At 59.9% G+C, this 15,425-nt stretch carries 14 protein-coding genes; all 14 read left to right on the top strand.

The window, feature by feature from the left end; translation table 11 throughout:
* The first annotated feature begins 23 nt into the window (after positions 1-23).
* The 14 genes from epsI to VA613_RS09910 all read left to right on the top strand — a co-directional run bounded on the left by epsI (position 24) and on the right by VA613_RS09910 (position 15,423).
* A complete protein-coding gene (epsI, locus tag VA613_RS09975) occupies positions 24-719 on the top strand; it encodes an exosortase-associated protein EpsI, B-type (RefSeq protein WP_324778863.1) in 696 nt (231 codons plus the stop codon).
* Positions 720-850: 131 nt separating this feature from the next.
* Positions 851-2,347 carry a hypothetical protein gene (locus VA613_RS09970; RefSeq protein WP_324778862.1) on the top strand — a complete coding sequence of 499 codons (1,497 nt, stop codon included), beginning with the start codon at positions 851-853 and terminating at the stop codon, positions 2,345-2,347.
* A gap of 85 nt (positions 2,348-2,432) precedes the next feature.
* On the top strand, positions 2,433-3,914 hold the full coding sequence (locus tag VA613_RS09965) for a hypothetical protein (RefSeq protein WP_324778861.1): 1,482 nt from the start codon (positions 2,433-2,435) through the stop codon (positions 3,912-3,914).
* Positions 3,915-3,981: 67 nt separating this feature from the next.
* Complete coding sequence (locus tag VA613_RS09960; protein WP_324778860.1) at positions 3,982-5,145, top strand: glycosyltransferase family 4 protein; 1,164 nt, start codon at positions 3,982-3,984, stop codon at positions 5,143-5,145.
* Entirely contained in the window at positions 5,142-6,674 is a 1,533-nt protein-coding gene (locus VA613_RS09955) for a lipopolysaccharide biosynthesis protein (protein ID WP_324778859.1), read from the top strand. Before VA613_RS09960 ends, VA613_RS09955 begins: the two co-directional genes overlap by 4 nt.
* Before the next feature lie 22 nt (positions 6,675-6,696).
* A complete protein-coding gene (locus VA613_RS09950; protein WP_324778858.1) occupies positions 6,697-7,656 on the top strand; it encodes a beta-1,6-N-acetylglucosaminyltransferase in 960 nt (319 codons plus the stop codon).
* 13 nt (positions 7,657-7,669) lie between these two features.
* Positions 7,670-8,947 carry a glycosyltransferase family 4 protein gene (locus VA613_RS09945; RefSeq protein WP_324778857.1) on the top strand — a complete coding sequence of 426 codons (1,278 nt, stop codon included), beginning with the start codon at positions 7,670-7,672 and terminating at the stop codon, positions 8,945-8,947.
* Positions 8,922-9,557, top strand: coding sequence for a serine acetyltransferase (locus tag VA613_RS09940; protein WP_324778856.1), 636 nt, complete (start codon positions 8,922-8,924; stop codon positions 9,555-9,557). Before VA613_RS09945 ends, VA613_RS09940 begins: the two co-directional genes overlap by 26 nt.
* The gene (locus VA613_RS09935; RefSeq protein ID WP_324778855.1) at positions 9,558-10,559 is read left to right on the top strand and encodes a sulfotransferase family protein; all 1,002 of its coding nucleotides are present in this window, start codon (positions 9,558-9,560) and stop codon (positions 10,557-10,559) included.
* Positions 10,556-11,656, top strand: a complete 1,101-nt coding sequence (locus VA613_RS09930) for a DUF1972 domain-containing protein (RefSeq protein WP_324778854.1) — start codon at positions 10,556-10,558, stop codon at positions 11,654-11,656. The genes VA613_RS09935 and VA613_RS09930 overlap by 4 nt, the downstream gene beginning before the upstream one ends.
* Before the next feature lie 93 nt (positions 11,657-11,749).
* The gene (gmd, locus tag VA613_RS09925) at positions 11,750-12,874 is read left to right on the top strand and encodes a GDP-mannose 4,6-dehydratase (RefSeq protein ID WP_324778853.1); all 1,125 of its coding nucleotides are present in this window, start codon (positions 11,750-11,752) and stop codon (positions 12,872-12,874) included.
* 80 nt (positions 12,875-12,954) lie between these two features.
* Entirely contained in the window at positions 12,955-13,935 is a 981-nt protein-coding gene (locus VA613_RS09920; RefSeq protein ID WP_324778851.1) for a GDP-L-fucose synthase family protein, read from the top strand.
* Between the two features lie 56 nt (positions 13,936-13,991).
* Positions 13,992-15,071, top strand: coding sequence for a dTDP-glucose 4,6-dehydratase (rfbB, locus tag VA613_RS09915; RefSeq protein WP_324778850.1), 1,080 nt, complete (start codon positions 13,992-13,994; stop codon positions 15,069-15,071).
* A complete protein-coding gene (locus VA613_RS09910) occupies positions 15,061-15,423 on the top strand; it encodes a four helix bundle protein (protein WP_324778849.1) in 363 nt (120 codons plus the stop codon). Before rfbB ends, VA613_RS09910 begins: the two co-directional genes overlap by 11 nt.
* Positions 15,424-15,425: the final 2 nt, after the last annotated feature.

The following is a 15,425-nucleotide window of genomic DNA, read 5'->3' as shown; positions in this document are numbered from 1 at the left end:
CGCCGGGCCCCTGGAGTCAAGACATGAAACTCATCAGCTTCAAGCACCTGATCATCGGCTTGTTCATGTTTGCCGCTGCAGGCATGGCGCTGGCGCTCAAACCCACCCAGAAAATCATCAATAGCGAGCCTAAACTTGATCTGGAGGTGCTAATTCCAAAAGCATTCGGCGACTGGAAGATCGACGAAACAATTAGGCCCATCATCGCCAATCCTGAGCAAGAGGCGGAGATCAAGTCGATTTACAAGCAGACGCTGACTCGCACCTATGTGAATTCGCAGGGCGAGCGCATCATGCTGTCGATCGCGTATGGCGGGGACCAGCGCGAGAGCATGGCAGTGCACAAGCCTGAGGTTTGTTATCCCGCGCAGGGATTCCAGATACTACGAAACGTTGACGATGAGTTTTCTACCGGCAATGGCACCATTCCGGTCAGGCGTTTGGTCGCAACGCAAGGGCTGCGTCATGAGCCGATCACCTACTGGACAACGGTGGGTGACGAAGTTGCTACCGTCAAAAGCCTGAAATGGAAAATCCAGCAATTGAAATATGGTCTGACAGGCAAGATTCCCGATGGCCTGCTGTTCCGTGTTTCAAGCATTCAGGCTGATGATGCCGCAGCCTATCGCATGCAAGATGATTTCTCACGTGCCCTGTTGGGAGCACTCACCTCCGATGGCAGGGTACGCATCATCGGCCATCCAGCTGCGGCCAGTTGAGCCACTAAGAACTGAATTCCATGACCAATAGAGTTTTCACCTCCGGCGCTACAACGCGGGATTATCGCTTTTGGGGCGGCGTATACCCGGGATCATCCGGGAAACGTACATCAAGGTAGAAAGCACGCTTTATGGCCAGCACTCTTTACATTCCCCGTTCCCCATCGGTCTCTGGATCGCTCGGATTACCGTTAATTCTGGGAATCGCAGGTGTGACCATTCTGTTGGCCATATTTTTCGGTCTGATCGCCGTATCGGCGAACATTATTCTTGTAGCCCTCTCTGTTGGGCTGATTGTTGGCGCGCTTTTAGTGGTGAGGCCGGGGTGGAATATCTGGCTGATCCTGTCGATGGGCTTGCTTGTTGCCGGCGTCTTGCCTATCTGGGTGGATTTCATCGCCACCAAGGCTGTTTGGGGAATATCCATTCTGGGCTTTGTCCTTTTGGCGAGTGCGTTGTTCAAATTGATTGGCGTGCCGGGAGTTGCTCGCAATACGCCTGCCTTTATCTGGGCTGCCCTGATCTTCTTGTTTTTCGTTGTTGTCGGCAGTCTGGCCCAGTGGCACGGTGCCGGCGAATTCCTCAGCGGTTTTAAGCGTTATTTCCAGATGTGGGGGCTGATGTTTGCTCTGTGCTGGCTCAGTATTGATGAGCGTGATATTCGTAGATGGCGCGGATTTCTTCTGGTGGCGGCATTGGTGCAATTGCCCTTCGCGGTCTATGAGCTCATTAAACTGGTTCCCCTCCGCGAGGGATATGCTAGTTCCATGCCGGGTCTGGTGCCTATCGATGTGGTTGCCGGCACCTTCGGGTCGTACCTCTACGCTGGTGGCGCCAGTGCAGAAATGGCCACCTTTCTGATCATTGTCTTGGGATTTCTGCTGGCCCGGAAAAAAGAAAAGCAGCTGTCAGCAGCGCGTCTCTTCCTGTTGGCACCGCTGGTCATCGCGCCACTCTTCCTAGGCGAAACCAAGGTTGTCGTGATCCTTTTGCCGCTCATGTTTCTGGTGCTTTACCGGCGGGAAATGATTGCCCGCCCGCATTACGCTCTGGCTGCACTTGCCATGGGAGCGGTTTTCACCATTGCGGCAGGCTACGCTTACTCGAGCCTTTCAAAGAAAAGCCTGGATCAGCAGGTTGCGGACATACTGGACTACAACGTTTACGACCGCGGTTACGGTAACAGCCTGCTCAACCGCACAACGGTCCTGACTTTCTGGGCTGAAAAACAGGATATGCAGGATCCGATTTCCATGGTGTTTGGCAATGGGGTGGGGAGCGCGCAGTCGGGCGCTACGTTGGCACCTGGCCACATCGGGATGCGTTATGAGAGATATGGGATCGGGCTAACTGCGGCCTCGACCTTGTTGTGGGAAACGGGGCTATTCGGCTTCGGTTTGTTCCTGTTGACGAGCCTCTTGGCTTGGCGAACGGCCGGCCGGCTGATCAGGTCTGTAACGGACCCTCTTGTACGCGCAGACCTCATAGCGATTCAGGCAGCCATCGCAATATTCACGTTCTATCTGTTCTATGAGTTGTCGGTTCTTCAGATACTTGGGTTCCAGATCGTATTCGTATCCCTGCTGGGGTATCTGGCTTGGCTGTACCGAAAATATGGGCCAGCCTAGTTCTGCTGCGTGTGACCGCAAGTCACCCAACTCTCCCGGTGCCGTGAGCAGAGGCCGCATCGTTGCTGCTCTAGTCTTGTCAGTATTGGCGAACGCAGCCCATGCCTTCATGGGCATGGGAGACGCTGCCTGTCCGCCCAACGTCCAGGTGGCGCCGGCAGCCGAATACCATGTGGCAGTGTCCGATCGTGTCATCAAACAGCTGAAACCCCAGTTCTTTGGCTTCAGCCTGGAGTGGGTCGGCTTCCAGGAAGACCTTTGGGACAACCAGGCCCAGAAGGTCAACCCCGCCGTGATCTCGGCACTGCAAGCGTTTCCGGGGGCGGTCTATCGCTACCCCGGCGGTACCGTGGCCAACTACTTCGACTGGCGCGCGAGCGTCGGCCCCCAGGCATCCCGCCCATTGCGCCGTGCCGTGGACTGGAAAGGCCCGCTGGCAACCCGTTTTGGATTCAACGAATACCTGAATTTCCTGAAGGCCGTAGGGGGCCAGGCCTGGCTGGTCGCCAACCTCTATGGCGATTTCGGCAGCGAGGAGCCAGCTACTGTCCTTTCCAGCCAGGCGGCCCAGTGGGCAACTGCTGCCCGCCAGGCCAATGCGAACGTGTTGCGCTGGGAACTGGGAAATGAACTCGACCGCGGCCAGTATCAGTGGCCGCCTGAAAGATATTCGGCACGCGCCCTCGAAATCGCGCGTGCCATCAGGTCGGCAGACCCCGCAGCCCGCTTTGTCAACCTGCTGGAGGATTACGATGCCCAGCGCTGGACGTCGGCCAAGAGCTACAACACGGAGACCAGCCGTGCCCTGGCGAGTCTGTTGCCGGATCAGGCCCTGCATCTTTACTACGATGGCCCGCCTGGCGGGCCGCCCGTTCCCCATCGGCTCAAGCATTTGTGCGCCAGCGCGGCCGCCGTGCAGGCGGGCAGCGGTCGCCCCGCCACCCTCTGGCTCACCGAGCACGCGCGCTGGCCCGCAGGCAAGACCAGCGACCCGGACTGGAAGCAAAACTGGGGTTCGACCAGCAACCTGGAAGGCGCCCTGTCGGTGGCGGACATGGTCATCGCGCTCAGCCAGACGCCGGGCGTGGAAGGCCAGTTTCTGCACAGTCTGGCGGGCGTCGGTGGCCCCTGGCCCTTGTTCCATCGCACCGGCGCGGGCCTCAAACCCAGCGCGGTCTATTGGGCGCTGCGCGTCTTGCGCGAGGGCATGCTCGACCAGGTTCTGGAAACACGCACCGCCAGCCGCAACGACAGCGAGTATGCAGGCGGCTATGACATCCGTGCCAGCCTGATGAGTAATGCCGCGCGGGACAAGTTTGCGCTGTGGGCCGTCAACCGGTCCGGCAAAGCTGTGCAGCTCAAATTGGCGGTGCGGCAGCTAGCTGGAAGAACGCCCAGCGCGCGCCAAGTGTCGCTCGCCGACGCGAACCCGAACGCGAACAATGCGTTGAATGGCCAGCGCCTGCTGCCCCGAGCCACAGCTGTGACGTTGCATTTCGACGCATCCGGTGAAGCTTGGGTGAGTTTGCCGGCCAATTCGGTGTCGGCCCTCTCGATCGATCACTAGGAACCTACCCCGCATGCCCCGTTTGTTTTTTGCGGTTCCAGATTTCTATCCCCCTTGGCGACTCGACGTGGAAGAACTGTTCGTTCGGCAAATGCAGGCGCACGGAGTCGAGGTCATGTGGAGCATGCGCCGCGACCGGGCCGGCCCCTGCTTGCAGACCGGGTATGGCGGGCAAGAGGTTCATCTGCCGTTGCGCCTACCCGTCGCAGGGGGGGCGGGCAAAGCTGTCAACAGGATCGCGCAATACGTGTGTGAGGTCGGGCTGTTCCTGAGCCTCCTGTTCGGCAAGCGTTTCGATATCGTCCAGGTGCGCGACCGGCGCTACCTGTTTGCCTTTCTAGGTTGGGTGGCAGCTCGCTTGCGCGGTTCGCGGTTTGTCTTCTGGTCATCCTATCCTTTCCCGGAACATCTGATCGAGATGGCTGCGGGCAGGCGCGGGCCAGGGCGGGTCGTGTATTGGTTGCGTGGCCGCCTTTCATGGTTCTACCTCTATCGTTTTGTGATGGCGGTTGCCGATCATGTGTTTGTGCAGAGCGAGCAGATGCTGCGCGACGTGGCCCGCTACGGCGTGCCCGTAGCGAAGATGACCCCGGTGCCTATGGGTGTGCCGCCGCACCTGCTCGACTGGGTCGCAACCCATGCAGGCGAGGGCGTGCAATCGGGCAAAGTGGTGTATGTGGGCACCCTTGCGCGGGTGCGGCGCATGGATCAGATCATCGAGGCCTTCCGTCTGGTGCGGCAACGCAATGCCCGCGCCCATCTCTTCATGGTGGGGGCAGGCGATTCCCCCGCTGAACGCGCTGAACTGGAAGCACTGACGCAGCGGCTCGGGTTGACGGATGCAGTGACCTTCACGGGCTTCGTGCCGATGGAGGAGGCCTGGCGCCATGCGGCCAGCGCAGAAGTTTGCGTGTCACCGATCTACCCTTCGCCGGTTTTGAACGCAGGTTCGCCCACCAAACTGGTGGAGTACATGGCGCTTGGGCGTCCACTGGTGGCGAACGACCATCCCGAGCAGGCTGCCATCCTCGCCGAAAGCGGCGCCGGGCTGTGTGTGCCCTGGGGGGTGGAGTCGTTCGCCGACGCGATCTGTGAACTGCTGGAGAACCCGGAGAAGGCGCGGGCCATGGGCTCGCGGGGTCCTGCGTGGGTGGCCGCCAACCGCACCTATGACAAGCTGGCGGCGCAGGTTCATGCGCGCTATCTGGAATTGCTGGGCGGAGAAGCGTGAACACGCATGCCCGTTATGGTCGCGAACGCGTCCGCAAAGGGGTAGTCCACTTCCTGTTCGGCAAGGGCTTGTCTGCGTTGACGGGTGTCGTGATCCTGCTGCTGCTGGTGCGCGAACTGTCTGTGCCGGAATTCGCCGTCTACAGCGTGTTGCTGGGGTTTGTGGAAATTCTCTCTGCATTGGCGGGATTGGGCCTCGCACATACCGTGCAGCGTTATGTGCCTGAACTGTATGCGCAGCATGCGAATCGGGCTTTCAGAGGGTTGGTGATATCCACTTTCTGCGTGAGGCTGGCTGCATTAAGCCTGGCGGTCGGAATCGCTCATGCGTATGCGCCTTATCTGGCGGCGTTCTTTAACGCGGCAGGCTGGGTCGCGATTTTTCAGATATATCTGGGCGTGGTGTGGTTGCGTGCCACGAATCAATTCCTGTTTCAGTTGCTCGAATCCACCTTGCATCAGAAGATGGGACAGGGGGCCTTTGTGCTCTCATCGTTCATACGATTGGTCATGCTGTTGTGGGTGGTTTCCTTCCACGCGCTGACGTTGAAAAATCTCATTCTTATTGAATTGGCGACTGAGTTGGTGTGCCTGCTTCTCCTGGCCTCTGGCGTCATTCGTGTGCTGGGTGCTGCGGCACCGCAGCCGGGCGAGGAGAGTTTCGCGGCATGGTGGTCGCGCAATGCCAAGCGGCTGATCCGCTTTTCTGTCATGTCCTATTTGCAGCATCTGGCTATCCTGCCGGGTACCAGCTCGGTGAGCCGTATTGTTGCGGGCGGCTATTTGGCGGCGGTGTCCACGGCTGCGTTTGGCTTGGCGCAATCGGTCGCTGAGATGGTGCGCCGCTATATGCCGGCCCAATTCTTTGCAGGGCTGTTGCGGCCTGTGTTGGTCGCACGTTTTACCGAGAGTGCGGAGTTTTCCCGGGTCGATCACGTGCTGGACATCGTGTTCCGGGTGAATTTTATGCTGATCGGCTGGCTCGGCGTCGTGGTGCTGGCTGCGGGCGAGGATGGGCTTGGTTTTGTGACCGGCGGGCAATATGGCCACGAGGCGGGCAGATTGATTTTGCTGATGCTGGTTGTCCTGGTGATGGAGACCCAGCGGAGCTTGCTTGATCTGGCTCTGCAGGTTGTAGAGCATTACGAGATATTGATTTTCAGCAATCTGCTTTTGTCTTCTTCGGTCATCATGGCTATTGCGTTAACCGGCTACATTGGCGCCTATGCCATTCCGTTGGCCAGCTTGACGGGTTTGGTGGTCAGCAATCTGTTGATCAAGTGGTATCTGCGTAAATTGGGTTATTCATACTCATCCAACATCGTGGGGCGTGCAGCGTTGGTGTTTATCGTGGGCGGCGGTGTTGCCTTTGCCTTGGCGCAGGTCCTGGTTTGGTGGTTGTCCGGGCTGATCGCGGCACTGATATACCCTGTGCTGGGGTACCTGCTTGGCGTATTCCATCGTGACGAGATTGCCCAGTTCAGGCAACTGCTGGCCAAGCCGCGCGGCCAGGTAACCGTTGCCGCCTGACCAATGCTTATCCGGAATTGATATGCGCATAGCCTTCGGAATCCTCTCTTCCAACAATACTGCCGCAGCCATCCAGCAAATCATCGATGCGATTGGCCCCGGCCACACGGTGATCATTCATCACGATTTCAGCAAGCAGCCCGATTTTCATGTCTCGGGTGACGATGTGCATGTTATTGAGGATTACGTGACAACTGGCTGGGGAGGGTGGTCGCTTGTCGAGGCAACGTTACGCCTGATGGAAACTGCCATTGCCAGAGGGGAGTTCGATTATTTCCAGCTTCTCAGCGACACCTGTTTGCCTGTTCGGCCTGTCGAGGAGTTTGTCGATTATCTTGCAACCGTTCGACCGGATGCCAACATCGATCATGTTTCCCTGCGGGATGTCCCGGCCGTCATGATGAGTCATGGTTATCGGGCATTCGCAGCCAAGGACACGATGCGTCACAAGTTGTTGCGGCGACTGAAGTATTGGCGTGAGCGTAGGGACGCTGAGTATCAGGAAATTGCCGGTTTGGCGGTCCACACGGAACGCGACAAAAATGCGTGCCGCGCCGCCCTTTTCGATCCCCAGCAGCTTGTGCTGCAACTGGCTGCCCGTGGTCGAGGTTTCTCCCATCCCTTCGGCAGAGATTTTGAATGCCACGCGGGTAGCCAATGGTTCGGCTGTTCGCGGGCAGTCTGTCACGGAGTGCTCGAATGGGTTCGCGAGCACGCAGAAGCCTTTGCCCACTTCAAGACGATGTACGGCCCGGACGAATTCTTTTTTCACTCCGTCATCGTCAACATGCGGCCGCTGAATATTCAGAAATCCAATCACCTGATTAATACTTTCGATGCGGCGGCAGGTCAGCGCGGCCCGGCTTTTCTGGAAAGCGGCGATCTTGATCGGCTGATCTCGTCCGGTAAATATTTTGCGCGCAAGTTTCCAAAAGAACCTGGGCACCCACTCCGTATCGACATGATCCGCCGTTGCGCCTGACGGATATCCCACAATGTCCAGACTGCTTTCACTCAATACTTACAACTATCGCCGCGGCGGTTCGGACGTGGTGTTTGTGGAGCACGATGCCATGTTCCGCGCCCGAGGCTGGGACACGGCGGTGATGACCATGCATCATCCGAAGAACGAGGCTTCGCCATGGAGCCGATTTTTTGCCGACGAGATCGAGTTCGGCCATGAGTACGGGATGCTGGACAAGCTGGCGATGGCGGGGAAGGTAATCTATTCGAGCGAGGCCAAACGCAAGATCGCTGCGCTGCTCGATGAGTTTCCCGCCGACGTGGCGCATGCCCACTGCATCTATCATCATTTGTCGCCCTCGGTGCTGGTGGAACTGAAGCAGCGTGGCATACCCACCGTGATGACCGCGCACGACCTGAAGCTGGCCTGCCCGGCCTACAAGATGCTGAATCGCGGCGGCGTGTGCGAGAAATGCCGCTCCGGCAATTTGTTGCATGTGGTTGCCAACCGCTGCATTCGTGATTCGCTGCCGGTGAGCGCGTTGATCATGGTGGAGTCGGCGGTGCACAAATCGCTGGGGCTTTACCGGCGCAATCTGGACAGGGTGGTGGCGCCCAGCCAGTTCTACAAGCGGAAGCTGATGGAATGGGGGTGGCCGGAACAGCAGCTGGCCTATATCCCGAACTATGTGGATGCCGCTGCCTATACGGCCTGCTACGAGCCGGGCGATTACTTTTTCTATTTCGGCCGCCTGGCGATGGAGAAGGGGGTGGCCACCCTGATCCGTGCAGCGGCACAGGCGAAAGTGAAGCTGCGTATTGCCGGCACCGGGCCGGAAGGCGATGCGCTGAAGGCCCTGGCGGCCGAGGTGGGCGGTGATATCGAGTTCCTCGGCTTTGTGAGCGGCGAGCCGTTGTGGAAGTGGGTGCGCGAGGCGCGCGCGATCGTGCTGCCGTCGGAGTGGTACGAGAACGCACCAATGAGCGTGCTGGAAGCCTATGGCAGCGGCAAGCCGGTAATTGGAGCGCGCATCGGCGGCATTCCGGAAATGGTGCGCGAGGGTGAGACGGGGGCGCTATTCGAGAGTGGCAAGGTGGATGAACTGGCGGACTTGCTGCGCAAGTTTGCGGAGATGCCGGATAGTGTTGTCGCGGAAATGGGGAAGACGGCGCGGGAATATGTTGCGCGGACGTATACGGCAGAGCGCTACCTGAGAGAGATGCTGGCCTTGTATGCCAGCCTGGGAGTGAAATTGGACGGGCCGGACGAGGGGGGGAGAGGGGATGATTGCGCAAATCGATCACGTTAATGCATGGGGGGCTTTGAAAGCCGACACGTTTCGCCAGTATGGCCTGTTCAGTTGGCGACGCCTCATAACAGGTGCACTGACCAAGAGAAATTTTCGGGTGATCGTTACAATGCGGTTATGCCAATTAGCCGCGAGTTCTCGGGGCGGCATACGAGTTCTTCTCCCGCTCTTCAAAATATTTCATGGGATAGCTACTCATCACGCCGCAATCGATCTTTCTTGGAAAACTCAAGTGGGCCCTGGTCTGGCCATCACGCACGGTTGGGGCTTGGTCGTCAATCCTAAGGCTCGTATCGGAGCAAACGTCACGCTATTTAATGGGGTGACCCTTGGCCGGCGTGACCGTATTTCGCAAGAAGGTGCGCGGATGACCGAATATCCACAATTAGAGGACGAGGTATGGGTTGGACCTCACGCCATTATTGTTGGGGGCGTGACAATTGGTCGCGGTAGCCGTGTTGCGGGTGGAGCATTCGTTACTGAAAGCGTAATGCCGAACTCGGTCGTTAGCGGCAACCCTGCTGCGATCGTGAAGGACAATTGTATTGCAGACGTAATGAATCCTGCGCCTATCAATGGCAGTGCGACTTCGTTTGAAAGCGGCTTGTAAATGGTTGCCCAGGTTGATCGCCAGTACGCGAGCTATGGAATAGGCAGGTTGGTACGGCGCCTTGCAAGTTATGGTTTTTATGAAGGGCGCCCGCTGACGACCAAGGGGCGCTATATCAACCCGCTGGTGTTCGCCTGGCTGAATACCTTGGCGGCGTTGCCCGGCGAGCCGGTGGTGGATCGTCCGGTGTTCATCACCGGGCTTGGCCGTTCGGGCACTACGATTCTGGGCATCCTGCTTTCGCTGCATGAGCAGGTTGGCTATCTGAACGAGCCGAAGGCGCTGTGGCATGTGATCGATCCGCGTCAGGACATCAACGGCAACTACTCGGATTCGGGTGCACGGTTCCGCATGGGTGCGACGGATGCCACGTCTGCCATGGGCCTGCGGGCGCGCCGGCTGTTTTCGCGCTATCTGACGCTGACCGGTTCGTCCCGGGTGGTGGACAAGTACCCGGAATTGATTTTCCGGGTGGGCTATGTCCGAGCACTGTTTCCCGATGCGAAGTTCGTCTTCATCACGCGCAGCGGGGCAGATGCGGTGCCATCGGTGGTCAAATGGTCGGAGCGGCTGGGCGTGAAATCCGGCGAGCATACCGACGACTGGTGGGGGCGCAACGACATCAAGTGGCATTACCTGCGCGAGCAGCTGATTCTCGGTGACTCGGCTTATGAATCGGTGTGGCCGCTGGCGACGGCTGATCTCGACCACGCCAACCGGGCCGCGCTGGAATGGATCGTGACCATGCGCGAGGGGCTGGAGCAGGAACAGCGCCACGCAGATGCGGTGATCAGGGTGGCCTACGAGACGCTGCTGGCCGATCCGGCGGGAGAGCTGGTGCGCCTGCAACAGCGATGCGATCTGGAGCCGGATCCGCGGGTGGCGGAATACGCGAAGAAGCGGCTTTACGACAACCCGGCCAAGGGCTGGCCGGAACTGCATCCGGCAGTGGATGCGCTGTTCCGCGACACGATGACAAGACTGGGATACGACACGCCGTGACGACAAGACATATCCGTATCCTCGGCACGCGCGGGGTGCCTGCCGCGCATGGCGGCTTCGAGACATTTGCCGAGCATTTGGCGCCGTATCTGGTCGAGCATGGCTGGCAGGTGACGGTGTATTGCCAGGAAGATGGCGAAGGGCCGGTGTTCGAGGACGAGTGGCGCGGGGTGCGGCGGGTGCGCATGCCGGTGGCCACGACGGGCGCAGCGGGGACCATTGTTTTCGACTGGAAATCCACCGTGCACGCGGCAGGCGAAAAGGGACTGGTGCTGACCCTGGGCTACAACACGGCGGTGTTCTGCGCGCTGTATCGGCTGAAGGGGCAGAAGAACGTCATCAACATGGATGGCGTGGAGTGGCGGCGCCAGAAGTGGGGCAAGGTGGCCAGGACGTGGTTCTGGCTGAACGATTGGGCGGGCTGCTGGCTGGGCAACCACCTGGTGGCGGACCATCCGGAGATCAAGAAGCATCTGGCCACTCGGGTGTCGCAAAGCAAGGTCACCATGATTCCCTATGGCTCGGATCGGGTGGATGCCGCTGATGCCGGGTTGATTGCGCCTTATGGGCTGGAGCCGGGCGCTTACGCCATTTTGATAGCGCGCGCCGAGCCGGAGAACTCGATTCTGGAGGTGGTGCGGGCGTGGTCGCGCAAGCCGCGCGGCTGCAAGCTGGTGGTGCTCGGCAAGTATGATCCAGGCCATGCCTATCAGCGTGCGGTGAAGGAAGCGGCGTCCGGCGAGGTGATTTTTCCCGGCGCGATCTACGACAAGGCGGTGGTGCAGGCGCTGCGCTTCCATGCCCGGTTTTATGTGCATGGGCATCAGGTGGGCGGAACGAATCCTTCGCTGGTGGAGGCGCTGGGTGCGGGCAATGCGGTGCTGGCGCACGACAATCCCTATAACCGCTGGGTGGCGGGGGGCGGGGGCGTGTTTTTCCGCGATGAGGACGGATGTGCGCAGCGGATTGAGACCCTGCTGGATGATGGAGTGCAATTGGCGCAGCTCCAGGCCGAAAGCCGGGCGCGCCATGCTGCCGAGTTCACCTGGGAAAAGATACTTGGGGATTACGAAACATTGCTGAAGGACTGGGTTTAGCTGCCATCAGGTTGGACTAACCGGCAAAAACATGACAGCCGAGCATGAAAAATAAGACAATCCCGGATTACGCAATAGTTTGAGTTCAGGAACATGACCAAAAAAGCCCTCATCACCGGCGTCACCGGCCAGGACGGCGCCTACCTCGCCGAATTTCTGCTGGGCAAGGGCTACGAAGTGCACGGCATCAAGCGCCGCACCTCGCTGTTCAACACCGACCGCATCGACCACCTGTACCAGGACCCGCACGAGACGGGCCGCCGCTTCATCCTGCACCACGGCGACCTCACCGACTCCTCCAGCCTCATCCGCATCATCCAGCAGGTGCAGCCCGACGAAATCTACAACCTCGCTGCCCAGTCGCATGTGGCCGTCAGCTTCGAAGAACCCGAATACACCGCCAACTCCGACGCCCTCGGCGCCCTGCGCATCCTGGAGGCCATCCGCATCCTCGGCCTGGAAAAGCAAACCCGCTTCTACCAGGCCAGTACCAGCGAACTCTTCGGCCTCGTCCAGGAAATCCCGCAGAAGGAAACCACCCCCTTCTACCCCAGGAGCCCCTACGCCTGCGCCAAGCTCTACGCCTACTGGATCACTGTCAACTACCGCGAAGCCTACGGCATGTATGCCTGCAACGGCATCCTCTTCAACCACGAGAGCCCCATCCGCGGCGAAACCTTCGTCACCCGCAAGATCACCCGCGCCCTGGCCCGCATCAAGCTCGGGCTACAGGATTGCCTCTTCCTCGGCAACCTCGACGCCAAGCGAGACTGGGGCCACGCCAAGGACTACGTCGAAATGCAGTGGCTCATGCTGCAGCAGGAAAAGCCGGAAGACTTCGTGATCGCCACCGGCGTCCAGTACTCGGTCCGCGACTTCGTCAACGCCGCCGCCAAGGAGCTCGGCATGGAGATCCGCTGGGAAGGGCAGGGCGTCGATGAGAAAGGCTACCTCGTCCACCCCTCGCCCGCGGGCGGGAGAGGGGCCGGGGGAGAGGGCGACAAGTGCATCGTCGCGGTCGACCCCCGCTACTTCCGCCCCACCGAAGTCGAGACGCTGCTGGGCGATCCCGCCAAGGCCAAGCAGAAACTCGGCTGGACGCCGAAGATCACGTTCGACGAACTGGTGTCCGAGATGGTGCGCGAGGACTTGAAGGCCGCCGAGCGCGACGAACTCGTCAAGAAGCATGGCTACAAGGCCATGGATTACCACGAGTAAGGAAGGAATGGTGGCGAGGGTTTGGCCAGTAGCCCGTTCGCCCTGAGCCCGTCGAAGGGCAGTCTGTGCGAGGTTGTAACTTGAAATCCGATTCGAAAATTTATGTGGCTGGGCACCGTGGGCTGGTAGGGTCCGCGCTGATGCGCAACCTGCAGGCCAAGGGCTACGAGAACTTCGTCACCCGCACCCACGCGCAACTCGACCTCACCAGCCAGGCCGAAGTCGAAGCCTTCTTCGAACTCGAGAAACCGGACTACGTGTTCCTCGCCGCGGCCAAGGTCGGCGGCATCCACGCCAACAACGCCTATCCTGCCGAATTCATCCGCGACAACCTCGCCATCCAGACCAACATCATCCACGCGGCCTGGAAGAACGACGTCAAGCGCCTCCTGTTCCTCGGCTCGAGCTGCATCTATCCCAAGCTCGCGCCGCAGCCGATGAAGGAAGAGCATCTGCTGACCAGCGAGCTCGAGCCGACCAACCGGCCCTACGCGCTGGCCAAGATCGCCGGCATCGAAATGTGCTGGGCGTACAACCGGCAGTACAAGACCCAGTATCTCGCCGTCATGCCGACCAACCTGTACGGGCCCGGCGACAACTACCACCCGGAGAACTCTCACGTCATCCCCGCGCTGATCCGCCGCTTCCATGAGGCGAAACTCGCCAAAGCGCCGAGCGTGACCGTGTGGGGCACCGGCACGCCGCGCCGCGAATTCCTCTACAGCGACGACATGGCTGACGCCTGCGTCCATCTGATGAACCTCCCGGATGAGAAATTTGTGCCGCTCCTCGGGCAGGACCGCAACGACGGTCTCGCGCCGCTCATTAACATAGGCGTGGGCCACGACATCACGATCCGAGAGCTCGCCGAGGCGGTGAAGCAGGCTGTGGGATATGAGGGAGCAATCGAGTTCGATTCGACCAAGCCCGACGGTACGCCGCGCAAGCTGATGGATGTGGGGCGGCTGAACGCGATGGGGTGGCAGGCGAAAATGCGCTTCGCACAGGGCATCGAGCAGGCCTATGCGGATTTTCTCGACCGCGGCGAGCGCACCGTCTGAGGAAACCAATCGGAACGCTTGATCAAGAAACATACAAAAGGGATGGGGGTCCACACGTGATACTGGTCACCGGCGGCGCCGGTTTCATCGGCGCGAATTTCATTCTCGACTGGCTGCGCGCGAGCGACGAGCCGGTGCTCAACCTCGACAAGCTGACCTACGCGGGCAACCTGGAGAACCTTGCGAGCCTGCAGGGCGATGCGCGTCACCTGTTCGTGCAGGGCGACATCGGCGACCGCGAACTGGTCGGCAAGCTGCTCGCCGAGCACCGGCCGCGCGCGATCGTCAACTTCGCCGCCGAGTCCCATGTCGACCGCTCGATCCACGGCCCGGAGGACTTCATCCAGACCAACGTCGTCGGCACCTTTCATCTGCTCGAGGAGACGCGCGGCCACTGGATGGGCCTGCCGGAAGCCGATAAGGCGGTGTTCCGTTTCCTCCACGTGTCGACCGACGAGGTCTACGGCTCGCTGGGGCCGGACGATGTGCCCTTCACCGAGACGACGCCGTTCGCGCCCAACAGCCCGTATTCGGCGAGCAAGGCGTCATCCGACCATCTGGTGCGCGCCTACCACCATACTTACGGGCTGCCGGTGCTGACGACGAACTGCTCGAACAACTACGGTCCCTACCAGTTCCCCGAGAAGCTCATCCCGCTGATGATCCTCAACGCGACCCGCGGCAAGCCGCTGCCGATCTACGGCGACGGCATGAACGTGCGCGACTGGCTGTACGTCACCGACCACTGTTCGGCGATCCGAACGGTGCTCGAAAAGGGCAAGATCGGCGAGACCTACAACGTCGGCGGCTGGAACGAGATGCCCAACATCGAGATCGTGAGGACCGTGTGCGCGCTGCTCGACGAAATGCGTCCGGACCCGGCGGGGCCGCACGAGCGTCTGGTCACCTACGTGAAGGATCGCCCCGGCCACGACCGCCGCTATGCGATCGACGCGGGCAAGATCCATCGCGAACTGGGCTGGAAGCCGGACGAGACCTTCGAGAGCGGCATCCGCAAGACGGTGCGCTGGTATCTCGACAACATGGCGTGGGTCGAGCACGTCGCCAGCGGCGAATATCGGAAGTGGGTGGATGTGCAGTATGGTGAGCGGGGAGCGGTAAGCGGTGAGCGGTAAACCCCACGAACGGCTTGATGCATGGAAAAGTGCCATGGAGTTGGTCGAGGCCGTTTATCGAATCACCGCGACTTTTCCAGTGCAGGAACAGTATGGATTGGTGTCTCAGATGCGGCGTGCCGCGGTTTCCATTCCGAGTAATCTGGCCGAGGGCGCTGCCCGGGATGGAAGCCGGGAGTTTGCCCGGTTTCTCAGTATTGCCCGTGGCTCGCTCAGCGAACTGGATACCCAATATCAAATCGCTATTCGGCTCGGATATGCCCAATCAGACAAGAGCCTGGTTGAGCCTTTGATCGAACGAACCAGCAAGCTTGTATTTGGCCTGCACAAGAAAATGAAAGAAACCGAATAACC

Source organism: Thiobacillus sp. SCUT-2 (genome assembly GCF_035621355.1).
Taxonomy (GTDB): Bacteria; Pseudomonadota; Gammaproteobacteria; order Burkholderiales; family Thiobacillaceae; genus Thiobacillus; species Thiobacillus sedimenti.
The sequence above is the reverse complement of the archived record's forward strand: the minus strand, read 5'-3'. Positions and strand labels throughout refer to the sequence as shown.